The sequence below is a fragment of the Herbaspirillum sp. RV1423 genome (assembly GCF_000577615.1).
Taxonomy (GTDB): domain Bacteria; phylum Pseudomonadota; class Gammaproteobacteria; order Burkholderiales; family Burkholderiaceae_D; genus Herbaspirillum.
Genome location: NZ_CBXX010000045.1, coordinates 1 through 21,304, shown reverse-complemented (window position 1 = coordinate 21,304; position 21,304 = coordinate 1). Strand labels below are relative to the sequence as shown.

Below are 21,304 nucleotides of genomic sequence, written 5' to 3'. Positions count from 1 at the left end.
GATTTTCTTCGGAATTAGCAGACGTAAATGAAGCCTTGATTGCGATTCGAAAAATCCTTAGCAGAGGCGAAAAATACCTCATCGCCGACAGAGAACTTCACGACGGATTTAGATTTTTTCAGAATTTCTAAATTTCCGTCTACCATTCGACTAGACGATGCTCGCACTTCACCAGTTGCAAACGATACGGCTAGGATTTTCTTAATTTCGACCGATGGCATATGTTTCCTAGAACGCTTGTCTGCGTAGGATTGCAGGGAGGCATTCCTGATCGCGGCAGAAGTGACGGCCATGGCGGCATACCTCGTAGATCACGTATTTCATTGTTGTTTCTCGCTTGAGCTCGTATGCGGAATGGATGATTGGCTTACTTTCGGATCAATATCTGCAGTGATCCAAGTATTTTGCGATCAGCTGGGCGTCATCTCTGCGCGATTGCTGGAAGGCGTCCAGAGATGATTTAGCGCGATCTGCATAGATTTCGTAGTGCAGTCCGCATCCTTGATTAGCTTTGCTCAGGATTGCGTCTACAACGTCTTTGATTTTCTTGGTTTCGCCGCCCACGGTAATTTCAACCTCTCCGGCCTGGTCGCTTTCTTCACGGGTAAATACTGGGGTTACTTCTTCAATTTCCCATGCTTCGCAACTCTCAACATAAGCGATCGCTTCTTGTTTCGTTTTGAATTCGCCGGTATTCCATGAGTCTGCTTCGTCATGCCGGTGAACGACAAATGCATAATCACTCGGGGAGTAACTGACCGAATAGGTATAGTCCAATCCTGTCAAATCGTAATAGGTTCCGGACGACCAGCAACGGATGTACTCGCCATGATCGTCTTCAACGCGAAATTCAGCAGCTGAATACTTTCCGTCTGCTATTTCCATCCGTTCCATTGCTACGTCGATATATTCGTTCGAGTATCCTTGCTCATGAGCAAATGAGAGATGCCGTTTGGCAAAATCGTATTCCGCTTTGGCTGCTAACAGGTCGATACGGGCATAGATTCGTTTTAATGAAAATGCTGCGTCCAACTTCAGCGCGTCTGCAAAACTCTCGGGGATTCTCGACATTTTTAATCTCCTGGATGACTTAACCAATGAGTACATTATATCACTTATAGATTACCGAATACTGCATAATGTGTAATTTACTCATTGTATTAACCAATCATCCGTAAGATATTGGTATACATAGGCTATCCCCTCCCCCATGCTGCCGAACCGTTTTTTAGAGCTTTGTTCATCCTGGGCGAGCAGGCTGCCGCGTCCCGATAGGGCGCGGGGTTTCGGCCTGCGATCTACGTCCGGCGGGTAGCCCGAAGCCCTGGCGCCGTAGGTGCCAGGGTGAGCCGGTAGGAGCCGGCGCGGTTAGCGCTGCCGCGCAGCGGCACTCCGTATCCCGGCGAAGGCCCGTCGGATGCGCTGAGGCCGTCGGGCAAGGTCAATGAAATTTCGCATGCGAAATTTTTGCTTTACTCCTGGAGGCTATTAACGGCAAGCGAAGCGCGCAGCGCCAAAGGCGCGGAGGCGTTAGCCGACCGGAGGGAGGGAAGGATTGAAGCCCGAAGGGGCGAGACGCCGCAGGCGGCTCGATGCGGAGCACGAAAGCCCGACCCGGCGAAGCCGGGGAACGCCCCAAAAGGAAGGTTGGTAATTCAACGAACTCTAAACTGCCCCAAAAGATGTGGAGTCAGGAAATCGTATAGCTGGGCCGATAATAGCGGATCTAAGCCTTCACCTAAGGCGTATTGAAAAAACTTCTCTACGGCCGTTTTTGAACTGTCCTCCAACGAATTGAGTAACGAAAGGCTGCATACCATATCGGGATGAAGGAACGACACCACAAATTGCACAAGCTGTTCGCCCTCCTGGTTGCTTGCGTTCTGCTCGATCAAACGGATAATTTCTCCGATCGCTATAGGCAAAGACAGAATGAAGGATTGGCGATCTTGGGGAGTGCTATAGGTCATGGGCTAATGGACATATTTAAACAGGGTAATTTTATCGTGCCTCCCCTGCCCTGCCCTTTTTAATTCTCTTCCTGGTCAACACTGACTACGCCAGAATCCCAAGAGGCTTGTAAAGAGAAAACCGCATTGCTGTATTAACAGGCCATTGCGTTCGATGCTGATGGCGAAAAGGATCATTGCGAAATTGGCCAAGAGGAACCCAAGCCAGCCAAAGCGTGCAAGGGCTGGCTTGTTGAGCGCCAGCAGGAACGCTCCCAGCAGGCCAAGAATCGATCCTGTCCATTCATACATAGTTATCATGGTTTTCCTTATCGTTGCGCCCTGCGGGCAATAGGTTTCGGTTCTTGGCGTGCCAGCTCGGCTACAGCGGCGTCGTAAGACGCAATCCACTCGTCCGCCCCTTTTTTATCAGCTGGTTTTTGTTCATTCGTTGCTGCTGGAAGAGGTTTGCAACGCGCCAGCGGTATGATTTTTCTGACTGCGAAATAGACGCCTGATTTTTTCTCGGCTCGGTTTTGCCATGTCTGCATGCTGCCAAAGACCTCGATGCGGGAACCCTTCGTGAGCATCAGTTCTGCATCTTTGGCCAGCTGGCCAAAGCAGCGCAGATAAAAATAGCTTGCCTCATGATCCGCATCGGGGTTGTCCACCGCGACCGTGAAGCTCGCCTGGGCGTTCTTCGTGTCCTTCCCCATATCCAAGTCGCGGACGACATTGCCGATAATTCGGAATGCTGCTCCTGACGGTGTATGTTGCTGGCTGGATACGTTAGTCATTTTGAGTTCACTTTCGTATTTCTTGGCTGAATGTGACGCCATCGGCGTCACTCAATTTGAGTAACCTACGGCTTCACCTGGCCGCGTTCAAAACGGGTAATCAGGCGGTGTAATGCTTCTGGATGGGCAGGGTATTTGCTGCGGCTGTTCCAGTAATTGAGAACAGTTCGGCCTGCTGGCGCACCCATTGCCCGAATACGTGCGCGGGCAGTCACCCAGCCATGAGCCCTCGCTGTCCTGGTCTCGCGTTGCTGGCGATCATGAAGGGCGCGCAGCTGGTCGATTTCCTGATCGACGGGAAGTTGGCGTTCAGAGATTTCCGCTGCGAACAGTGGAAAATCTGTCTCTAACTCGCGCCGTTGCCTGCGCACGATGGCGGTGCGCTTTTGGTGCGTCTCCCGATACTGGCGTTTTGCCAAGCGTTGAAAGCGCATACCGTCACCTCTTAGGCAGCGGCGCCGCAAACCAGCATGCGCCGCCCGCTGCGCTGCACTGTCAGGATTCCGGCCGTCGCTTCCTGGAAGTGTTCGCCTTCGTTATCGGCTTGTGCCACTTCCAGCGATGCAAAAGACGCGATGTTGCGGTCGTCCCAGTCATGACCAAAACAAACCGACACGCGGTTACGGACAGTCTCATTGAGGCCGTTGATAACGATAGTTCCTTTGCCGAGAAATCGGCCCATGAGTTCACGCTGATCCGCAGCCTTCATTTTTCCGTGCCATTCGCCGTAAATGCTGCCCGTATGTTCCAGCAGGAACAACGCCAGATTTGCGGCATAATCGATGTCGTCAGAGCCGTCCTGCAGGACGCTTTGAGGTTGAGGATTTTTCATTGCTTAGCCTCCGGTATAGGGTTTCCGAAGCCTGCCGCTGCAAGAATTTCCAGCTGGTCAGAATTCATTTCCGAATCAGAGACGGTTTTGACTTTCTGATAAATCATGGTGCCGTAAATGTCAGCCAGTTTTCGGGTTTTAGGGCCGAGCTTTTGGCCTTCCGTGCCCTCAAGTCTGGTCATCAGGTTGATAGCGGATTCGATTTGCTCGATGGTGAATTGCGCCATATCGTTGCCCCTCTGTTGAATTAACCAATGAAAGAATTATAGCATGTTATAGAGTATTCGATACTCTATAAAGACTCTATTCATCATTGTATTTATTGATAATCCATAAGGTTTTGGTATACGTTACCTATCGCTACTTTAAAAATTTCGCATGCGAAATTTGAGGCACGCAATCACGCGGCCGAAATGAAAATGCCGCCACAAGGGCGGCATATTGCAATCGTCAATTACTCAACGATCAAGGATCAGCATGGCCGTTCCTACGTTCGTTCCTGATTCCGCAAATGTGCTGTCGGGGAGCACTTCCCAGATTCCTCCCTGGGACTCAACGAACGGTAGCAGCAGGTCTTTTTGTTTAGGGCCGTTGGCGCAGATCGCCACCAGTCGTCCGCCCGGTTTCAGCATGTTGTAGGCATGGCGAATGTGCTTGATATCGTCTGCATTTACAAAAGGCGGATTCATGCAAATTGCATCGAATTCGCCGCCCAAGGTTTCAGCGCTGCAGTTCAGAAAATCGCCGATAACAACAGCACGCTTTGTCGCATCGAGGCGGCCGCCTAGTTTTGCATTGATTTCCACCGCCACCACGCTGCAGCCTTCGGGAAGCTGGTCAAGAATGCGGCCGGTGCCGGCGCTAGGTTCTAAGACGCGCATGCCTGGCTTAATGCCTGCCTCATCGACCATGCGTGCCGCCAGCGTTTCGGGTGTCGGGAAAAGCTGCGGAGCGGTTACGATCTCAACGCCGCGCTTTAGCTGCTGTCGCATCGCCTCAAAAGCTGCAGCGTCAATGTAGGGTTCAGACTTTTTCTCTCCCTGGGCGGCGGGGACATCACTGGCTGTTGCTGGTGATGGTTGCTGTTCAGCTGCTGTGCAGCTCGTAGCCGTGTCAATCTCTTGGGTTTCATCTTGTGTGACTTCGGCGGGTGAGTTGTTTTCCGCTGCTGGTGCTCCTGGTGCTGCTGGTGGATTAGTTCGCTTGGTGTCGGTCAAATAAACCGCCGTCAAACTGCCACGGTGAATCATTGAACGGACGCGGTGCCGCCCGTATTGCTCGCCCGGAGAAACTGCATTCTTGATGTCCGGGCGATAGCCGCCGGGGCGCTTTGCACCATGTCCCAACTCGCGGGAACCTTTGTAATCCTTGTGGGTAGAATCCCATTCCGCCTTAGTGATGTGGTGGAAGCCTTCTCCTGGATAGTTGCACATTGGCGGCAACTTGGCAGACTTCTCCACTTCAGCGGCTTTTTCTGCACTTGGTGCGCGATAGTCCTGCACTTCTTCGATGCCGCGAATCGGCACGAATCGTTGATTTGTGGTCACGCTATTGATTCGGTCGCCTGCCTTGTTCACTCGTACAACATCGAACCATTCACCGCCGATTTTTACTTGGCCGCCCTTTTGGATGTCGAATTTATCGGCGGCTAGTCCGCCTTGTTCTGCCAGCATTGCACGCTCATATGCAAGGCGGTTTTCGTAGTGTGCAATCCAGCGGTTGCAAAATGCGATACGGCGTGGGTATGCGGACTTTGCAGCCTTGATAACCTCCGCCAACGTCCGCGGGGCATACAATCCCGGATACTCGCCAGTTAATGCCGTATATGCCGATGGGTTGCCGTTATGGTCTTCGCGGTCGCCCTCCTTGCGCGCCAGGTAGAACGTAGACATACCGGCGATACGTAGCGCAACAGCCATTTGCAATTCGGTGTCTTTTTCGGCTTCGCATTCCGTCCATAATTTCAACCACATGTCTGCTTCATCATGGTTTTTCTTTTGCTTGCGCAAATCCGCTTCAATGGTCTTGATGCGACGTGCGCGCACGTCCGGGCGCTCCTTGTATTTGGCATGCGCAAGCGCGCCAGCTGCCCGACGTTTCCAATAGTCGGCGGTATCCCATAAGCTAACAGCGCGGCGCATGTGGTTTTCCATGCGTTCCTTGTCCTTACGCGCTCGTTTTTCGCTGTGATGGCCGATTATAATTGGTTGGCCAAAATCAAAGCGTGCCCCGATATCTGAAACAGCTTTGTACGCATAATTCGCTTCAATAGTCCTGTTGCCTTGATAATCGCTAAAGCGGTCGGCTCGTTCTTCTGCACGGCTTGCCAGTGTCGTATCTTCGTCGCCAACTTCCCCCGCCAATTCAATCAAGAGGTCTTCACGGCTCGGCGTCCACATGCTCGCGACAAAAAACCCTTGCTTGGGCGCATAGATGAAACCGGCCGCTCTTACTCGCTCGTACAATTCTTTATCCAAGCGAGATGTTGCATAGAGACGCAATTTATTGTCTTCAGGGGAGTAAGTGGCGCTGTACGACATTTAGAATTTCCTTTCGAGTTTTTTGAGTGATCGGGGCGCATAGATCCGGCGCGGCGATCGTAGGTTTTCGTTTCACACTGCTGATGCCGCTTGGGCTATCTGGTGATCGGTTCACATGAGTCCTGTCGCGGCCAGGCTGGCAAAAAATGGAGGCGGTTGCCGGGGCAAGGGGCAAACCGGAAGCCGCACGCCTGGCCGCGCAGCGGACAGGACCGGGTGAGGATTTGAGCGTTAGCGACCCTTGCGCCGGCAGCCGTCTCCGTTTTATTTTTTGCCTGACTAGCGGCAGGACTTATGTGCGCCGAGTAGGTAGCGTGCTGGCCACTGCATGGGGTAACGGCGCGCAGCGCCGTCCGGGCGCATGGCGCCCTAATCAGGGGGTTGGCAAGCGAAGCGCGCAGCGCCAGAGGCGCGGAGGCGTTAGCCGACCGAAGGGAGGGAAGGATTGAAGCCCGAAGGGGCGAGACGCTGCAGGCGGCTCGATGCGAAGCACGAAAGCCCGACCCGGCGCAGCCGGGGAACGCCCAAGGTCTTTCTAAACGACACAACCGGAGCTCGAAATCAGCTGATTTACTCCCAACCTGGGCTTGCTCTCAATTCAAAATGCTCAAAATGACTGACGACTACGCAACGAGTGCATTTAATGCTGAGACAACTAATTAACTCAAAACGACTAATTTCACAGCTTTATTGCTCAATATCTACCGATTTCATACTTACGATTGCATTACTCCATATCTTATATTAATCGCAATACTGATTTTTCAACTCAATATCCGAGGTTTGTCCTTAGTCAACCTGCTGCTCAAAATGAGTGACGCCTCGGAAACCGGCGTGGGGCAAGGTGGAAATTTTTTACCGTTAGTCAGATTGAGTAAAGACCCCTCGGCACTCTTGTTGCTGAGGTTTTTGGTCACGGGATAGCATTTAGAAGTTGAAACGGATTTTGCTATGGTTCATCTACTCAAAATGACTAACAAAGTCGGTCGTCAGTCATTTTGAGCAAAATTGCTGATTATCATCATTTAGAAATTTCGCCTGCGAAATTGATTGAGAATGAAACCGAATTTTGCCGCAGACCAAGTTTCAACCTAATTCGGTTTTATCAGGGCAGATATTTAGCTGTGAAGTAAAGTGTGCGTTTCTTTGAAATTTCGCATGCGAAATTTCATCGGAGCATTTGGGTCTTACGTTGGCCAAGTCAGGCAAGGCCAATGCGAGAGAGGAGGGGGTGCCTAGCGGCGGGGCGTAGCCCCAAGAGCGTCCGACTTGTCCTGGCATGCCAGGACGACTTACCCGGAGGCCTGAGCCTGCGGGTCACTTGTGGCAGGACGTAGCCACGCCCAAGCCCAAGCCGTGCAGGAGGATTTAGCCAGCAAAGCTAACTTGCGGCTTCAAACCAAGTTTACCCGCCAAGGTCATCAGCATATCCAAGCTGAAATCCTCAACTTTGCCTTTCATCAGGCGGGAAACTCGCGGCTGGGTCAGACCTAATTCTTTGGCCGCTACGGCTTGTGTCCAGCCTGTTTCCTTCAGGCGCTGGGAGGTTTCGGCCAGCACCTTGACGCGCATGAGCATGACTTGCGCTTCAGCAGTGTCGAAACCCAAGTCAGCAAACACATTGCCGCTGCTGGGTGTGCGGCTTTCATCATTCCAGCGTGGATCAGTGGTTTCCATTTTCATACTCCAATCGTTTTGTACCGTTTTGCCGCAAGATCGATATCCATCTTTTCGGTCTTTTGTGTCTTCTTCTGGAAGGCATGAAGAACATAGATGGCGTTAGCAACCTTTGCCACATACATTACGCGAAACGCACCATTGGCTTTGTCGCGATAGCGGATCTCATATGCTCCTGCACCAACTGTCGGCATTGGTTTAAAATCTGTAGGCTCTAATCCATATTGGACACGTGCCAACTCAACGCCTAAACCGTGACGAACATCCTCCGGCATATCACGTAAATCGCTCAGACTTGAGCCGAGAAATTCAATTGGTTTCATGGGTTAATTATATCAGCACTTGCATAAATATGCAAGTATTTGAATAAATCGCGCCGCTTTGATGTTGCGAGCGGCGCGATACCGATGCTTAGGCGGTACGCATCATTTCCGGCACCCAACGTGTGTCAGTCAAATTGAGTGCTGCCGCTTCAACCATTTGCGCTTTTTTCAAGCCGACCATCTTATTTGCGGCGTCTGCAGAAACTGCCTCGGTCACGACAGCCAAGAGGTGCTTTGACGAAACATGGTTCAGATATGCATCCGGTGTCGGCTTCCACCAGTCAGCCATATCCAAATTCACTGCTTTTGCCAGTTCCGCAGCAGGTACTTCTTTTTCGCCATTGCCGTGCAGTACGTCGATAGACAGCGCCGCGCAAAGCGCTACCAGTTGCAAAAGGCTGCTTTCTGGCAGTTCCAAAAGACGGGAAAACATCGAGCTGTCGTCCCCTTCCTTCGCCTTCACGATCTGAGCCGCTTGCTCGATCTGCTCTTGAACGTTCTGCCATGCTCCGTTGGTTTCGATTTCATTCGCAGCGCCTTTGAGGTAAGGCGGACGGATTGCGATGGTCGAATCTTTACGCGACCAATCGCGGTCACTCAGCACGCCTGGAAGGATTGCTGCCAGCATGACTGCAAAAGCAACTTTCTGGTTATCTGCAACCAACTTTTGCAGCGCCGCATTGCGGTGCGCGCTCATACGGCGGGTGTGCGCATCCGAATGTGCAGACCGTTCTTTTTTCTCTGGTTGTCCTTGTGACTGTGCGATGCCTGCGCCTTCGTTTGCATCCTCTTCGCTTTCCTCATCTTCGCTTTCGCTCTCGGTTTTTGCGACGGGGCGGACTTTCAGACTGGAGCGCGCCAGAACGCCATTGTTGAACCAGAAGAACGCACCAGCGCGAGTGGCGTATGCTGGGTCAATCATCACCCGCATATCTTGCATTGCTTCCATCTCTGCCTCATTGGCGTCAATTTCTGCGCTCAGCTTTTCTTCTTCTTCGGTGTCCGAGGTATCTTGGTACTCGTCATATGTCTTGGCATTTCGCGTTTCCAGAGCGTCATACTTGGCCTGCTCCTCCTCGGTAAAATCGCGCTGGGTGGTCGGTACATCGCGCAATTCAGAAATCGCCGCGTAGGGTCGAGCAACGCTTACTTCTGCCCAAGCTAAGCCTTCTTGTTCCTTGATTTGATTCACTGCCAAGGTCAGTTTTTCTAATGCCAACTGTTGAACCAGCGGAGTATTGACCATGAAACCTTCACCCTCTTGGGCAAACAAGTCAACGTTGAACTCGCCGCCAGCGGCGAGGTATGCATCCTTCCCTACGAACAGGCCGAGGGGGCTATTAGCAGGCGTTTCGCCTTGGGTTACGAGGGCGCGCAGTTCTTCCGGATCGCGCTGGTAGTCTGGTGTGGCATTCCAAGCTGCTTCTTGGCGTGCGTGGTCTTCCACTATGCTCAGGGCAGTCAGCTGCTGCAAGGTTGCTTCATTCTTTCGGTAAAGATCCATCAGCATAGGGCTGATGGTTGCAAGGCGCAGACGTTGCGTGATGAGAATGGGTGCATAACCGAACATTGCACCGATATCCTTTGATGTATGCCCCATGTCTGCCAGCGCCAGAAATGCCTTGAGTTCGTCGGCTGGATGCGGATTCGTGCGCGCCTTGTTTTCCATCAGACTTGTTTTGACGGCATCTTTGATGTCGATGATCTTGACGGGCACCGGGAAGTCTTCATCGATCAGACCTTCTGCCAGCTTCTTGAAAAGGGAACGCAGACGGCTACCACCACCATTGATTGCTACTTTCCCAGTGGGTTTCTTGGCCTTGTTTGTCTCCCGGTAGCCGATCAGGTTTTGCAGCAGGCCCACGTCATCAATGGAGGCATCCAACTCGGTGTTTTCGACTTCATCGGAGCGCATGTTCAGAGGGGACAAAACGCAGTTTTTCAGTGGCACATAGATAGAATGTGCATCCTGTTGGATCGCAATCTTTGGGGGATTCTTAGTCACGGTCATTCTCCTGATAAATGATGGTTAGAGGTGTTGCGGCTTGGTCTGCTCACCACCACCGCAACAACATCATTATAACATTTTACAGGATATCCGATAATACATAACAACATAAATTAGCAACTATTTTGCTTGACGTTTTTTCAGATTTCGCCGGTTCCTATAGCCTCGGGTGGGGTTCGGGGCAGGAACTGGCCCCGAGGTGTTTCATCGCATTTGCCCACCGCAAAGCGGAGCGTCGCGGTGCTATGAAATTTCCCCGTATACCTGTCGCCTCGGTGTCTCAATACCTGGAGCCGGCGCGCAGTCAAGGGAGATACCGCAGGCCGCATGCGGAGCACAGCCGAAGGCGAGCACCGAACGGGCGAGGATATCAGCGCGCAGCGCGGCCCTTGACTGGAGAAGCGCGGGCGGAGGGTATTGTGACAGCGAATAGGGCGGCAGGTAGGAGGGGGAATTTCATCACCACGCGTAGCGTGGTCTGGAGTAAATTTCGCATGCGAAATTTGGAGACTTCTTGTCCTGGCGATAGCCAGGCTGGAATCGCGAAGGGCAGAGCCCGAAGCCCTAACGAACAATTAACTGTGCGACGAAAGAGTGACCAAATCGGATTTAGTGGCATTCAGGGTGGCGGGCGCAAGACCCGCCGTGGCGCCGCCAGGTGCGGTAACAAGGCGTGCCGACAGCGTTATCGTCGGTACGCAAGCAAGCGGGGACACCCGCGCGCCAAGGCACAGCAAGTGGCTTTGAAGGCGGCGCAAGATCCGCCGTGGCGCCGCCAGGCGCGGTAACGAGGCGTGCCGACAGCTTTATCGTCGGTACGCAAGCAAGCGGGGACGCCCGCGCGCCAAGGCACAGCAAGTGGCTTTGAAGGCGGCGCAAGATCCGCCGTGGCGCCGCCAGGCGCGGTAACGAGGCGTGCCGACAGCTTTATCGTCGGTACGCAAGCAAGCGGGGACGCCCGCGCGCCAAGGCGCTTTATTGCAGGCCAAATTAGGAGCAGATTCCTAGCAGAAATAATTCAAATAAACGAAATCATTGATTATAATTATAATCCCAACGTATAATTATCAGGGGTAATACAGTCGATATTGCCACTCACGGGGGGATAGAAGGGCATGTCGAAGGTGTACATAGCTGTAACGGATACCGAATCTGCTACGCATGGTTGCGTGGTCGATCTTGAGGCAATACCGGAATCTCAAAGTAAGAAAGCGTCAAATCCCTGGGAACAGGGGGCGCAGATTGGGGAATGGTTGAAATCTGACCTCCCCAGGGCGACATCAATTATTGATGCGATTGCAAAAAAGACTCTTAGTAAAGAGTCGCAAAGTTTCATCGAACGGGTTGCACGATTGGGCGTGAGCTTGAAGAAAACAGGATCTCCGAGTCATCCGATGGACGCTCTGATAACTTTCATGGCTCCTAAGGATCAGTTCGATTTTTTGTTTACCAGTCCGGCATCCGCATCTCGCGCATACGAGCAGGCAATGAGTGGTGCTTGAGAAGGAGCAAAAATCAACAGCTAAAAACTCTGAACTCGGAGCAGGTTATTGCGAATTTCGCATGCGAAATATTATTCACCACGTTTAATCACACTGAAAGGTCAACCCATGGACAAAAACAAACTGATGAGCCACAAAACGTTCTTCTACCTGATGGCAGCTGCATTTGCCATTCTGGGCATTTTGCGAGCCCTTTTCGAAGACACTCCTGAACGCGCCTATGCTGTCGGCGGAATTGCAGTGGTTGCCGCAATCATCCTGGCTATCATCGGCAAAGTCGGCGGCAAGAAAACCAAATAGCTAATGGCCTCACAGTGACTGAGGCCTATGCACAACTTGAAAGGAATGGATCGTGGATATTGAAATTGAAGATGGCCGCAGGATCGTCAAGTTAGCTACTGGTAGCACCCTGGCGATTCAAGTCACAAGCGCCCTCCGGACCACACCTGATCGGATTGAAATTACCGGAACGGTCGATCGTTCCACCGAAACCGTTAACGCGATTCTCGATGCGAATCGCCAAGGTTTTGAAGTGCTGCTTAAACCCGCTGAGTAAGTTCCGGCCGCTGTGTGGGCCGTCATGAAAGGGCCGTCATTGACGGCCCTTTCATTTTTCGCATGCGAAATTTGTCCAAATTAAGGAATCGGAATGACAGATAAAGTTGAATGGAATCCCCCTGCAGCTACTACAAAAGAAGAGCTGGCAAATGTGCTGTATTTCAGTGCCAGTGGCCTCAAAACACAAGTGCTCGCTTCCGCTCTTCTACACACCAATCCAAAATTGAAAGAGCGCATTTCTGCGATTGCAGACGAACTGAATGGACTTCAACAAGACGTATTCGGAATCTAAAACTATGACCAGTGAGAATCCGAATACAGAAAAAATTCCATTCAATGCAAGCCTGGTGATGAGGGTTATTCCTGAACTCGGATCTGGCCTGAGCGAAACTCCATTTTTAAACCAAGATGGTCGCAAGGTATTGACGTTGTATCCAGAATTAACTGGATGGGATGTCCAAGCTGCCGCGGAAGCATATATGTACACCGCTCTCTTGTTAAAAAAAGATGAAAGAGAGATCCGGCGTCATGATGACTTAATTCCCAAGTTACGCGAAGTGCTTGCAGCAGGTCGGATTCCAATCACAACTGAAACTCAAGCGATTGAAGCCGGATTGTCACGCGAAGTTATTGGAAGGTCGTTTGACCAGGAACTCAACTTACTAATTGCTCCCGATACCGACCTCGACAGCAAGTTCATGGCCTTTGATCTTGATATGCAAGAAGTTATTTCGGTAAGCGGGTGGCTAGGCGTATTCGAAGACATCTAGCAACCAAATCGATGTGGGAGTAAAGAATCAGCCTTTACTATAGGGAAAATCTCGTGAATCACCGACGCCGGAAAGAGATGGATTTAACATCGCTACCACCACTCAATCCTCTTCACTATAACGAGGATCGAGAGATGATTGGACACCAGGTAGTTCCAATGGATCAACCGTCTGATGGAGTGTCTTGGTGTCAAGTATGCGGGGGCCATCCTGATGATCCAGTTCATCAACCAGGATGGCAACAGTAGGGAATTTCTTGGAACGGCTGAATTGATAAAGTTGACCAAAAGCGGAATGACCTTGATTGAGTTCAATGGTCAGCAGTTCATCGTTACGCCACGACAGAAAACTCCAAGTGGGCCAGTGAACTAAGACGATTTATTGTCGGTCAGCCGACTTCCAGAACTTATCCGCGCCTTCCAGCAGGCGCCGTTTCTCAATATGAGTGTACAGGCTGGTCGTGCCGATCGAGGAGTGACCAGCATTTTTGCTCTCGATATCGATTGGCGTGCCTGCCGCGAGCGAATGTGAGATCCGAGTGTGTCGCAACCAGTGGGTGCTGGCCTTTCCAAACTGGGCCGCTGACGTAGGATCGATGGCCGACATCGCGCCGGCGCACTCCGCAAAAAATCCCTTGATCTGATCGTGCAAAGTCGAAGCCTCAATGCCGGCGCGCGGATCGACAGGCTGGCCTGCCAGCGCTCGTTTCCCTGCCGGCGACCAGGGCGCCCGTTCAGCCACGTCCACGGCCTGGCCAAGCATATACGCGTTTGCATTGGCAGGATCAATCACGAACGGCGACAAGCCACGGGATTCAAGGTATCGCGCTAGATCTTCGGCCAGTGAAAGGGAAATTTTGACTTCACGGATCTTGCCCCCCTTGCCGACTACGCGCAGCAGCCAGCCTGACACCGCTGGATCGCCAGCATCTGTTGCCGGCAATGTTTCCCATTTCATGTCTCCTACGCGTGCCGCAACCACTTCTGAACGACGCAGGCCGGTGCGATAGAGCAGGCGCAAGCCAAAGCGCAACCGCAAGTTGGCGGAGGTTGGCGCCAACTTATCGAGCCGGGCGTTTACAAAGGCCCATTCTGCCTGCGTCAAGCTGCGAGCGACGTCCAGCTCGGCATGTACGGGCTTCGGTTTGCTTACGCCTGCCCAGGGATTTCCAATCAGATAGCGCTGATCGACCAGAAATTTATAAAACGTTTTGAGGATGGTGATGGTACGCCGCTGCGCGCTTGGCGACAGCGGTCCCTCGAACGGCCGCCAGCCGCTTTTCAGGCGCTCCCGGCCGCGTGGCGCGCACCAGGTAGCAGCTGGCTGCGGATCGCTTAAAAAATCCCGGTATGCCGTGCAATCTTCCATCGTCATGGACGACAAGGGCAATTGACGATCCAGGATGGCCCATAATAAAAAGCGCTCAGTTTCCTTCAGATAGGCGCGCTGCGTATTAGATAGCATGCTCAGCCAGTCGAGCGGACCGGCCGGCACTGCCGGATCGATGCCGCGTTTCTTGGCCAAGGCGGCTCGCTGGTCCGGAGTCAAACCGTGCTTGCTGCGAATGAATGCGAGAATCGCATCGTAGTCATGATTGGCGCGCATCAGGCATTGACCTAACGGCGCTCGGAAGCGTCCTGCTGATCCGTCCAGGTCTGCTGGCACGATGAATTTGTCGATCGGCACCATGCCGGTCTGATGCGGCACCACTGTACGCAGCGCAACGGCATTGAGCTTCGAGCGTGGCTGGCCCACATGCGATGCCAGCGACAGGCCGATGGTGATTTCGTGATCGCGTAGCCAGTCTAGGATGGGTTCGCCTTTGCCGGCACCGATTGCCTTGAACCGCCGAGTCCAGCCACGGCCGACGCCATTGATATGCTCCACCAGCTGCGCGAGTGTTTCAACGCCGGCTGCGATCAGGCGCTGTGCGCGATCCGGATGCAGCCAGGCGCCAACGCCATCGCCTGCCCGCGGCGGCTCGGCAACCAGGTTCTCCAGCCAGCGCAGCACGTCAAGCTGCTTGGCAATCAGCCGGGCCCGGCGAGATTGCTTCTGTGTCCCTGCATCGGCGCCGTAGGCTTCATGAAAGGCTTCCAACTGCTCAGCCTCAGAAAAGTCTTCCATGCCGCGCTCGGCGGCGAAGTCTTCCAGTGACGGCAACGCCGGCGCCAGGTCGACCACGGTAGAGAGATTCATGCGCACCAGGCGCGCGGCGCCGTGGCGGTCGTGGCGTTGGGCAGCCGCAGCGAATTCATCGCGCAGCCAGGCGATCGTGCGGCGAACGGTGCGGATATCGCTGCGCTCACCCTCGATGCGCAGGTAGCGGTCCCAGCTGGCACCGGTGTCCAGGCCTTGCACCAAGGCGCGCATGAAGGCGAAGTGGCCCAGATGCAGCTTGCGGCGCGTGGGCGGAGCCGGAGTAGGAGTCGCCAGCACGACGCGCAGCAGCGGCGCCGGTGCTGCGCTGTCGGCAACGGTCGGGGTGATCTGCGGCAGATCTACGGTGGTCGGCGACATGAACGGCTCCGGAGTGGCGTGGCGCGCAAACGCTGACGGGGCAAGGCTTTCAGCGGCGCGGAAAATTTAAGCCAGATTTTACACCGTTTTTTACATACCTTGATAATTAGTAGTTATCAATGGATGAAAGTTCATTCTTGTCTTTCATAGCAATGAAAGCCTGGAGCCTGGCCAGCTCTGTATGAGCATGACCAGCGCGGCCGACACCGGGCAGCGAATGCCGTAGGTGATGACATTCAGTCGAATTGTGGATCACCAACCGCCGGCGCATCATGCCCCGAAGTGGCGTCGACCACCATACCAAATACATCGAGCACCGACGCATACCTCGGCATTGCCTATCGACGCAATGCAATGAAAAATAATAATATTCCGGTTGCCTTACTTCATATCATATCGTATCATACCAATCATATCATCTCATATTGTTATGAAAGGTTCGACATGGCCCGCGAAGCAACCATCACCCGAGAACAAGTCTTCGGCGTCTGCGATACGCTCACCGCTAAAAACGTGCGCCCCACCTTACGCACAGTGCGCGAACATTTGGGGTCGGGAAGCAACTTAACCATCAACCGCTTCGTTAATGAATGGAAGAATGGGCATACGGCGCCGGCCGTGACGGCCTCGGCCTTACCGCCGTCGCTGCAACGGGGTATTGCTGAATTTTTTGCGGCCGAGATGGCCGCGGCGCGCGCGCCGCTGGAAATCGAGATTGCGGAACAGCAGCAAACTAATCACGACCTCGCGGCCGAGAATGAGCGCCAGGCCGTCGAGATCGAATCCCTGCAAGCCACAGCTGAAACCTTGGCCGGCGCCAAATCTGCGGCCGAGACGAAAGCCGCGATGCTGGCCGATGCTCTGGCCACGGAAAAAGACAACGTGCTCCGTGAGCGCGCTGCAGTGGAACACGCCCATGTTGAGTTGGCCAAGGACAAGTTGCGCCTGGAATCGATGCCCGATTTGAAAAAGGAACTGGAGGACTTGCGCGTCGAGCTGGACCAGGAGCGCCAGAAGCGCATCGACGCCGAAAAGCAATTGGCTGTCTCTGAAGCCCTGCGCGTACAGACTAGCGACAAGGGGAAGACGTGACTCTGGTATGACTTGGCCAGCGACGGAGCTGGCCGATCGAATACCGACCTCCAATACCGCATAAGAGGCCGGCCACCTGGCCGGCCTGTTTCTTTTTACGAGTCGCAGCGGTGCATTAGGATTGATCGTCGATCGCGAAGTTTAAAAATACAAATAAAAAATGCCTCGCTTTTCGGAGTATTTTTGTTTTGATATCAGCAGTGAATCGCGCTGGTCCAGCTGCTCGATGCCAGCATGCAGATCCACCGTGTCTACCAGCTGTACGAAAGCGGCATCCGATCGAGGCGGAAGATATCCACCGCACCAATTTCCGTCACCACCAGCTGCAGGAGCACGTCGCTGGCTACCCTCGATGTCGACCGCCGGCGCCGAAGATCCGCGTCGACCAGGTGTGCGCAATGCAGACTCCGGCACCACGGCTGCCGCCGGCACCGCCGGGCTATCGCACCAGATTCAGCAGCGCGCAAAACTGGGCCAGCTGCTCGATGCCGGCAGGCAGATCCACGCGATCGACCAGCTGCTGGTCAGCGGGTTCCGATCGAGCCCAAACCGTCCGGCCGCACCACATCCCAACACCACCACCTCCAGGAACATCAATGTCCAGCTGGCTTACGACCGTAGAGGCCGTAAATCACCGACAACCAGCCTCTAATCAGCATCTTCCGATCATCAAAAACGAAAAGAAACTGAGCTCAAATCGACTGATGATCTATCAGTCGAATGCACAAAATTAGCCAACGCCCATAACCAACGCTATGAGCACGTTGCACATCAACACAGTCCTACCCCTTACCGGTCAGTCAAAAGTAGCTCCACGGCGTTTCTGGAGGGCGCCATAGGCATTTGTCACCCCCCTTTCCTGCCGAACCGCGCCAAAGGCGCCGGTGGGGGGAGCCGCGTAGCGGGGGGAGGGCTTGCCCTCCCACAGGGGGGTCGAGTCCGTGGCCCGTAGGGCCAGACAGGGGGGCGGCACGCCCCCGCGGACCAGTAGTGCTTCGGATTGCTTTTACGGAGCGGGATCGTACTGGGGTGGGGGGCTTTCAAGGCCGAAGGCCGTAGGCCCCCTCTGGGGGCTAGTATTGGTGTTGGGTGAGGCCGTAGGCCGAGGGGCTTGCCCCTGGGTTGCCGGGTGGGAGCGCGTAGCGCGGGCGAAGCGCCAAAGGCGCGGAGGAGCCGGCGGGGCGTAGCCCCAAGAGGCGGCGCGGCCATAGGCCGCTGTTTTTAGGTTAAAAGTAGTTAAAAAACCAGTTAACTACCTGTGCATAACTCGCGTAACTAATTCAAATATAAAGGAAATTTAAAATATCGATATCAGTCGAATTGAGTGAAAATATTACTCAAAGCGACTGATGAGGGTAGGTGCGTGAGTGCCGCATCAGTCATTTTGAGTTTTTCGGAAACCTGGGGATAGTCATTTTGAGTTTGCCGTCACTCATTTTGATCATGAAACCGCTCAAAATGGGTGACAAGGCATTTGGCGTGTCAGTCATTTTGAGAGTGTCAGTCATTTTGAGTTCACTGATTCTTTTTGCGGAGGGAATCGATTAACGGTAACAAGCCAATCGGTGTCGTCTGCCGTTTTTTTATAGGAGAAATCGTAAATAGCACCCAAATCCTGCAACTTTTTCAAGTGGGAATTGATGTTTGCTTTTAAAGCGTTAAGTGCCCCAAAATTCAAGCCCACCATTTTCTCTAAATTTCGTAATTTCACAGGGTAGGGTTTTTGATGACTAGAAAAATAAGTATGAAGGCGCTTGCCTGTGCCAGTTAGTTCTTGACGAACTTCGTTGTCAACCAGCGTCAAAAACGGCTTTGCAAAAAGCGAGACCATTTTTTTGTCCAGGACAATCTCCCATTGAAGATTACCCTGGGGGATATTATTTTTGAGTCCTTTGGCGCCAGTGAAGGTCGGATCGCCATGGATCAGAGACATCATCATGCCGCCCAGCTCGTCATCATGAATTTCATGACCTTCAGCCAGACGCGCTTCGACTTTCGTTAGCTCGTCGTGCAATCTGGCCAGCTCCGCATCAGAAGCATTTGCCTGGATAGCTTTCTCGTACTTAAGTGCCTTGGCCAACCGTTTCGAGTAGACGCCAATAACCCCACCTTTCATACGCTGGATGGACTTAAAGATCTCGTTGTAATAGCGCTGATCCTGGCGCCAATTATTTTGCTTGCAAATATCGCTACTGCTCACTGTCACAACCATTTTACCGGCGCTCATCTCGCGGGCGAGGTGTGTCAGGCTGATCCAAATATCCTCGTCACGTTCTCTCAGCTCCTCTCCCTTGTAGGTAATAGCGCCTTCCCCAAGCACATATAGGGACTCGTTATCGAAAAACTGACGTTTTTCTCTAGGATCACGGCAAAGAAAGAGGGCAGAGCGGGCAAGCTCATTCGCGACAGCGCGTTGGTTATCCGGCCAGAATGCCAATTGCGCAGGAATCAACTTACGCATATCCGCTTTTACGGAGTTTGCCTTTGTTTTTATCTCGATCGCGCTACCAACTTTGGGTTGACTATATGAGTCCACATGTTCTCCTTGATGCCTTAAATTCACTCAAAATGACTGACGGGGATCTCTACGATCATCAATGACCTGCTTTTTGAACTTGGGCTTTTTGATGGATGCTTTTGAGTCTCTCGGCATTACCAGGACGCGAATTCTCGCCCGGTTCATAGTATTGAGAATCCACCTTAAAAGTTGGCAAACCAAGATCCTTTAAATACAAAGTTGCCAGTTGGAGATTCTTGAACAACTTTGTTTTCTTGCGTCGAGCTTGGGACAACGTGCTTTCTTTGGTGCCATAGCGAACAGTGATACCCCATCCTCCCTGGCTCCCTTTAACCTCAACGTCTGTAATGACGCCAGACTCAGCGAGGAGAAGCAGAGCTGCATGATCAATAGTTTGCGTGCTCATTTGATGAACCTTGCGTGACATAACAGGCTAAATAGTACCACAAGGATTAATTGATTTATGCACATTGATCTAATCAATGTGCAATTCCAGGTGATTTTACTATTCACGTTCGTCAATATTGGACAAAGTGGATTTCCGCATGTGTTTGGAAAGTCTTTCAAGCACGGAAACAATGACCGCTCGATCAGCTGAGCTATTTTTCATCAACAGTTGCGAAATGTATTTGGCCTGGTCAGTTGGGCGCCGGCTGCTTTCGATAAGAAACGAGTCAACTCCACATTCAAAAAAGTCCGCCAATATATAAAGTTTATATATGCCTGGGCTGATTAATCCACGTTCAATCCGCGAAAAAGATTCTGTGTTTATGCCCAGGTGATCAGCGACCTCTTCTTGTGTAAAACCTGCAATTTTTCTCCTCTTTGCAATCGTCTTGCCTATTCTTTTATTTATAAACTCTTCCTTCATTGACATCGCCATCCCCTACTCGAAGTTGCAAAGCAGAGACAGTCAGGTATCAACAAAAAATAAGTAACACCGCATATCGTTGCCCATCACCCTTTTATGGTGCCGAATTGATCATTTATAGTTGTATTTCGACATTTTATGCCAGCGACTATTGCGCGTTGGAAATCGCCTCCATATAATTTGAACTTATTGTTGATCAAACTATTTAGATAAACTGGCGATCAAGTTTTGAAGTGGTCGCCGAATATTCTATGCATCCAGAAGACATCAAAGCATCCATCCGCAAAGCAGGGAAAAGCATAACGATTGCTGCGAAAGATCTTGGGATTACTCCGTCAACAGTCAGTCTGGTTGTAAGTGGGCGTGGCAAATCCATGCGAGTTCAGACGTACATCTCTGATCTGCTTGGTAAATCTGTAGCAGAGATATGGCCCAAACCGGAACGAATTTATTTACCTGTTTGTGAATCGTGTATGAGCAGGGGGCTGCAATCAAACGATCGAGGGGGAGGCCAGTCAGGTAGCGTAGGGTTGACTGGTTGAAGCAAATATAAGAACGAAATTTGGGCCACGTCTAGCGGCAAGGGGCGAGGGAGTTGTTGAATTTAACAGCAGATGTATAACATGACCAACAAAAATGCGGTGCCCGGCGTTGGGAAGCCGGCGAGTTTGACCATCAGTGCCATCGAAAAACTGGGGAAGCAGATTACTCACATCTTGGAGACTCTTCCAGCGGGCTTAGAAATGACAGTGAATATTGCCCGTGGGAAGGCATCAGTTTCTCTCGGATTTAACGAAGCAGATGTTTCTTACGCGGATCTGTTAGCTGGTGACGCATTGTATGAAGAACTCAGTGAAACGCTGTCGATGGTGATGAACAACAGGGCCGGTGGACCTGGATTGATCGTCGAAAAGAACCACCTGACATCGTCTCCAACTGCGGCGATTGCAATGCTTGAACAGCTTTTGCAGGGATCGAATAAGAAGATTGAAGCCGCCAGTCAAGGTCTTTTGCGATCTGCCAGCAGCACGATTTAACTAGATTCCAAAATCACCTACTGTTAGAATTAAAGCATCAAAGCTGAAACCGTAAGGCTCCGCAATGATGGTTCAAGAAATGCCCCGCCTGCTCGCGGGGCATTTCGCTTTTAGGCCACGTATTGTTCTTAAACAGATACCCCGACGAAAGCGTATTTACGTTTGTCTACTCGGGGTTCCTTTGATTCCCGTGTACTCTACGACGGTAGTCGCCCCCAGTATTCATGCGGGTTACAGCGGTGCTCACCGTAATATTTCCTTTTAAATCAGCTACTTGCTGATTGCCATTTTCGCCGGGTATGATGGAGCG

Annotated in this window: 25 protein-coding genes; 9 read left to right on the top strand and 16 right to left on the bottom strand. The window is 52.3% G+C overall.

Annotated elements, in window-relative coordinates:
* Positions 1–14 precede the first annotated feature (14 nt).
* The 12 genes from RV1423_RS25340 to RV1423_RS25285 all read right to left on the bottom strand — a co-directional run bounded on the left by RV1423_RS25340 (position 15) and on the right by RV1423_RS25285 (position 10,123).
* Complete coding sequence (locus tag RV1423_RS25340; protein WP_034303060.1) at positions 15–293, bottom strand: hypothetical protein; 279 nt, start codon at positions 291–293, stop codon at positions 15–17.
* 85 nt (positions 294–378) lie between these two features.
* A complete protein-coding gene (locus RV1423_RS25335) occupies positions 379–1,071 on the bottom strand; it encodes a hypothetical protein (protein WP_034303058.1) in 693 nt (230 codons plus the stop codon).
* 584 nt (positions 1,072–1,655) lie between these two features.
* A complete protein-coding gene (locus RV1423_RS25330; RefSeq protein ID WP_034303056.1) occupies positions 1,656–1,970 on the bottom strand; it encodes a hypothetical protein in 315 nt (104 codons plus the stop codon).
* A gap of 75 nt (positions 1,971–2,045) precedes the next feature.
* Positions 2,046–2,270, bottom strand: coding sequence for a hypothetical protein (locus RV1423_RS25325; RefSeq protein WP_034303054.1), 225 nt, complete (start codon positions 2,268–2,270; stop codon positions 2,046–2,048).
* Between the two features lie 8 nt (positions 2,271–2,278).
* A complete protein-coding gene (locus RV1423_RS25320) occupies positions 2,279–2,746 on the bottom strand; it encodes a single-stranded DNA-binding protein (RefSeq protein ID WP_197035004.1) in 468 nt (155 codons plus the stop codon).
* A gap of 65 nt (positions 2,747–2,811) precedes the next feature.
* On the bottom strand, positions 2,812–3,180 hold the full coding sequence (locus tag RV1423_RS30140; protein ID WP_155835280.1) for a hypothetical protein: 369 nt from the start codon (positions 3,178–3,180) through the stop codon (positions 2,812–2,814).
* Positions 3,181–3,191: 11 nt separating this feature from the next.
* Positions 3,192–3,578 carry a hypothetical protein gene (locus RV1423_RS25315; RefSeq protein WP_034303050.1) on the bottom strand — a complete coding sequence of 129 codons (387 nt, stop codon included), beginning with the start codon at positions 3,576–3,578 and terminating at the stop codon, positions 3,192–3,194.
* Complete coding sequence (locus RV1423_RS25310; protein WP_034303048.1) at positions 3,575–3,805, bottom strand: DUF3717 domain-containing protein; 231 nt, start codon at positions 3,803–3,805, stop codon at positions 3,575–3,577. The genes RV1423_RS25315 and RV1423_RS25310 overlap by 4 nt, the downstream gene beginning before the upstream one ends.
* A gap of 231 nt (positions 3,806–4,036) precedes the next feature.
* Positions 4,037–6,118: a DUF3560 domain-containing protein gene (locus RV1423_RS28745; protein ID WP_051516947.1), complete on the bottom strand. Its 2,082-nt coding sequence runs from the start codon at positions 6,116–6,118 to the stop codon at positions 4,037–4,039.
* Positions 6,119–7,486: 1,368 nt separating this feature from the next.
* Entirely contained in the window at positions 7,487–7,801 is a 315-nt protein-coding gene (locus RV1423_RS25295; RefSeq protein ID WP_231502506.1) for a helix-turn-helix domain-containing protein, read from the bottom strand.
* Positions 7,798–8,118 carry a type II toxin-antitoxin system RelE/ParE family toxin gene (locus tag RV1423_RS25290; RefSeq protein ID WP_034303044.1) on the bottom strand — a complete coding sequence of 107 codons (321 nt, stop codon included), beginning with the start codon at positions 8,116–8,118 and terminating at the stop codon, positions 7,798–7,800. Before RV1423_RS25290 ends, RV1423_RS25295 begins: the two co-directional genes overlap by 4 nt.
* 88 nt (positions 8,119–8,206) lie before the next feature.
* Positions 8,207–10,123 carry a ParB/Srx family N-terminal domain-containing protein gene (locus RV1423_RS25285; RefSeq protein WP_155835279.1) on the bottom strand — a complete coding sequence of 639 codons (1,917 nt, stop codon included), beginning with the start codon at positions 10,121–10,123 and terminating at the stop codon, positions 8,207–8,209.
* A gap of 1,118 nt (positions 10,124–11,241) precedes the next feature.
* Between RV1423_RS25285 and RV1423_RS25280 the strand changes: the two genes are divergently transcribed.
* The 5 genes from RV1423_RS25280 (at position 11,242) to RV1423_RS25265 (ending at position 12,956) form a co-directional block, all read left to right on the top strand.
* A complete protein-coding gene (locus RV1423_RS25280; protein ID WP_034303040.1) occupies positions 11,242–11,628 on the top strand; it encodes a hypothetical protein in 387 nt (128 codons plus the stop codon).
* A gap of 108 nt (positions 11,629–11,736) precedes the next feature.
* Complete coding sequence (locus tag RV1423_RS25275; protein ID WP_034303038.1) at positions 11,737–11,928, top strand: hypothetical protein; 192 nt, start codon at positions 11,737–11,739, stop codon at positions 11,926–11,928.
* 52 nt (positions 11,929–11,980) lie between these two features.
* Positions 11,981–12,184 carry a hypothetical protein gene (locus tag RV1423_RS25270; protein WP_034303036.1) on the top strand — a complete coding sequence of 68 codons (204 nt, stop codon included), beginning with the start codon at positions 11,981–11,983 and terminating at the stop codon, positions 12,182–12,184.
* 93 nt (positions 12,185–12,277) lie between these two features.
* Complete coding sequence (locus RV1423_RS30135) at positions 12,278–12,478, top strand: hypothetical protein (RefSeq protein WP_155835278.1); 201 nt, start codon at positions 12,278–12,280, stop codon at positions 12,476–12,478.
* 4 nt (positions 12,479–12,482) lie between these two features.
* Positions 12,483–12,956, top strand: coding sequence for a hypothetical protein (locus RV1423_RS25265; protein WP_155835277.1), 474 nt, complete (start codon positions 12,483–12,485; stop codon positions 12,954–12,956).
* A 378-nt stretch (positions 12,957–13,334) separates the two neighbouring features.
* On the opposite strand, the gene RV1423_RS25255 is transcribed toward RV1423_RS25265, so the two are convergent.
* Positions 13,335–15,476: a phage integrase family protein gene (locus tag RV1423_RS25255; RefSeq protein ID WP_051516946.1), complete on the bottom strand. Its 2,142-nt coding sequence runs from the start codon at positions 15,474–15,476 to the stop codon at positions 13,335–13,337.
* Positions 15,477–15,830: 354 nt separating this feature from the next.
* Between RV1423_RS25255 and RV1423_RS25250 the strand changes: the two genes are divergently transcribed.
* Positions 15,831–16,568, top strand: coding sequence for a DNA-binding protein (locus RV1423_RS25250; protein ID WP_081769005.1), 738 nt, complete (start codon positions 15,831–15,833; stop codon positions 16,566–16,568).
* A 352-nt stretch (positions 16,569–16,920) separates the two neighbouring features.
* Positions 16,921–17,220: a hypothetical protein gene (locus RV1423_RS25245; protein WP_034303029.1), complete on the top strand. Its 300-nt coding sequence runs from the start codon at positions 16,921–16,923 to the stop codon at positions 17,218–17,220.
* Positions 17,221–18,072: 852 nt separating this feature from the next.
* On the opposite strand, the gene trfA is transcribed toward RV1423_RS25245, so the two are convergent.
* The 3 genes from trfA to RV1423_RS25230 all read right to left on the bottom strand — a co-directional run bounded on the left by trfA (position 18,073) and on the right by RV1423_RS25230 (position 19,957).
* Positions 18,073–19,104: a plasmid replication initiator TrfA gene (trfA, locus tag RV1423_RS25240; RefSeq protein WP_034303027.1), complete on the bottom strand. Its 1,032-nt coding sequence runs from the start codon at positions 19,102–19,104 to the stop codon at positions 18,073–18,075.
* Positions 19,105–19,162: 58 nt separating this feature from the next.
* Positions 19,163–19,492, bottom strand: a complete 330-nt coding sequence (locus RV1423_RS25235) for a hypothetical protein (RefSeq protein ID WP_155835276.1) — start codon at positions 19,490–19,492, stop codon at positions 19,163–19,165.
* A gap of 99 nt (positions 19,493–19,591) precedes the next feature.
* Positions 19,592–19,957, bottom strand: a complete 366-nt coding sequence (locus tag RV1423_RS25230; protein ID WP_231502505.1) for a helix-turn-helix domain-containing protein — start codon at positions 19,955–19,957, stop codon at positions 19,592–19,594.
* A gap of 251 nt (positions 19,958–20,208) precedes the next feature.
* On the opposite strand from RV1423_RS25230, the gene RV1423_RS31000 reads away from it, so the two are divergent.
* Positions 20,209–20,499 carry a helix-turn-helix domain-containing protein gene (locus RV1423_RS31000; protein ID WP_081769004.1) on the top strand — a complete coding sequence of 97 codons (291 nt, stop codon included), beginning with the start codon at positions 20,209–20,211 and terminating at the stop codon, positions 20,497–20,499.
* An 81-nt stretch (positions 20,500–20,580) separates the two neighbouring features.
* Complete coding sequence (locus RV1423_RS25225; RefSeq protein ID WP_155835275.1) at positions 20,581–20,994, top strand: hypothetical protein; 414 nt, start codon at positions 20,581–20,583, stop codon at positions 20,992–20,994.
* The last annotated feature ends 310 nt before the right edge of the window (positions 20,995–21,304 follow it).

Bases quoted from the DNA above. Each gene is read 5' to 3' on its own strand.
- RV1423_RS25310 (WP_034303048.1), bottom strand. From the start codon at position 3,805: ATGGCGCAATTCACCATCGAGCAAATCGAATCCGCTATCAACCTGATG.
- RV1423_RS25275 (WP_034303038.1), top strand. From the start codon at position 11,737: ATGGACAAAAACAAACTGATGAGCCACAAAACGTTCTTCTACCTGATG.
- RV1423_RS25245 (WP_034303029.1), top strand. From the start codon at position 16,921: ATGTCGACCGCCGGCGCCGAAGATCCGCGTCGACCAGGTGTGCGCAAT.
- RV1423_RS30135 (WP_155835278.1), top strand. From the start codon at position 12,278: ATGACAGATAAAGTTGAATGGAATCCCCCTGCAGCTACTACAAAAGAA.
- RV1423_RS28745 (WP_051516947.1), bottom strand. From the start codon at position 6,118: ATGTCGTACAGCGCCACTTACTCCCCTGAAGACAATAAATTGCGTCTC.
- RV1423_RS25235 (WP_155835276.1), bottom strand. From the start codon at position 19,492: ATGAGCACGCAAACTATTGATCATGCAGCTCTGCTTCTCCTCGCTGAG.
- RV1423_RS25290 (WP_034303044.1), bottom strand. From the start codon at position 8,118: ATGAAACCAATTGAATTTCTCGGCTCAAGTCTGAGCGATTTACGTGAT.
- RV1423_RS25330 (WP_034303056.1), bottom strand. From the start codon at position 1,970: ATGACCTATAGCACTCCCCAAGATCGCCAATCCTTCATTCTGTCTTTG.
- RV1423_RS25225 (WP_155835275.1), top strand. From the start codon at position 20,581: ATGACCAACAAAAATGCGGTGCCCGGCGTTGGGAAGCCGGCGAGTTTG.
- RV1423_RS25280 (WP_034303040.1), top strand. From the start codon at position 11,242: ATGTCGAAGGTGTACATAGCTGTAACGGATACCGAATCTGCTACGCAT.
- RV1423_RS25265 (WP_155835277.1), top strand. From the start codon at position 12,483: ATGACCAGTGAGAATCCGAATACAGAAAAAATTCCATTCAATGCAAGC.
- RV1423_RS31000 (WP_081769004.1), top strand. From the start codon at position 20,209: ATGCATCCAGAAGACATCAAAGCATCCATCCGCAAAGCAGGGAAAAGC.
- RV1423_RS25320 (WP_197035004.1), bottom strand. From the start codon at position 2,746: ATGACTAACGTATCCAGCCAGCAACATACACCGTCAGGAGCAGCATTC.
- RV1423_RS25295 (WP_231502506.1), bottom strand. From the start codon at position 7,801: ATGAAAATGGAAACCACTGATCCACGCTGGAATGATGAAAGCCGCACA.
- RV1423_RS25325 (WP_034303054.1), bottom strand. From the start codon at position 2,270: ATGATAACTATGTATGAATGGACAGGATCGATTCTTGGCCTGCTGGGA.
- RV1423_RS25335 (WP_034303058.1), bottom strand. From the start codon at position 1,071: ATGTCGAGAATCCCCGAGAGTTTTGCAGACGCGCTGAAGTTGGACGCA.
- RV1423_RS25255 (WP_051516946.1), bottom strand. From the start codon at position 15,476: ATGTCGCCGACCACCGTAGATCTGCCGCAGATCACCCCGACCGTTGCC.
- RV1423_RS25340 (WP_034303060.1), bottom strand. From the start codon at position 293: ATGGCCGTCACTTCTGCCGCGATCAGGAATGCCTCCCTGCAATCCTAC.
- RV1423_RS30140 (WP_155835280.1), bottom strand. From the start codon at position 3,180: ATGCGCTTTCAACGCTTGGCAAAACGCCAGTATCGGGAGACGCACCAA.
- RV1423_RS25250 (WP_081769005.1), top strand. From the start codon at position 15,831: ATGAAAAATAATAATATTCCGGTTGCCTTACTTCATATCATATCGTAT.
- RV1423_RS25230 (WP_231502505.1), bottom strand. From the start codon at position 19,957: ATGAAGGAAGAGTTTATAAATAAAAGAATAGGCAAGACGATTGCAAAG.
- RV1423_RS25315 (WP_034303050.1), bottom strand. From the start codon at position 3,578: ATGAAAAATCCTCAACCTCAAAGCGTCCTGCAGGACGGCTCTGACGAC.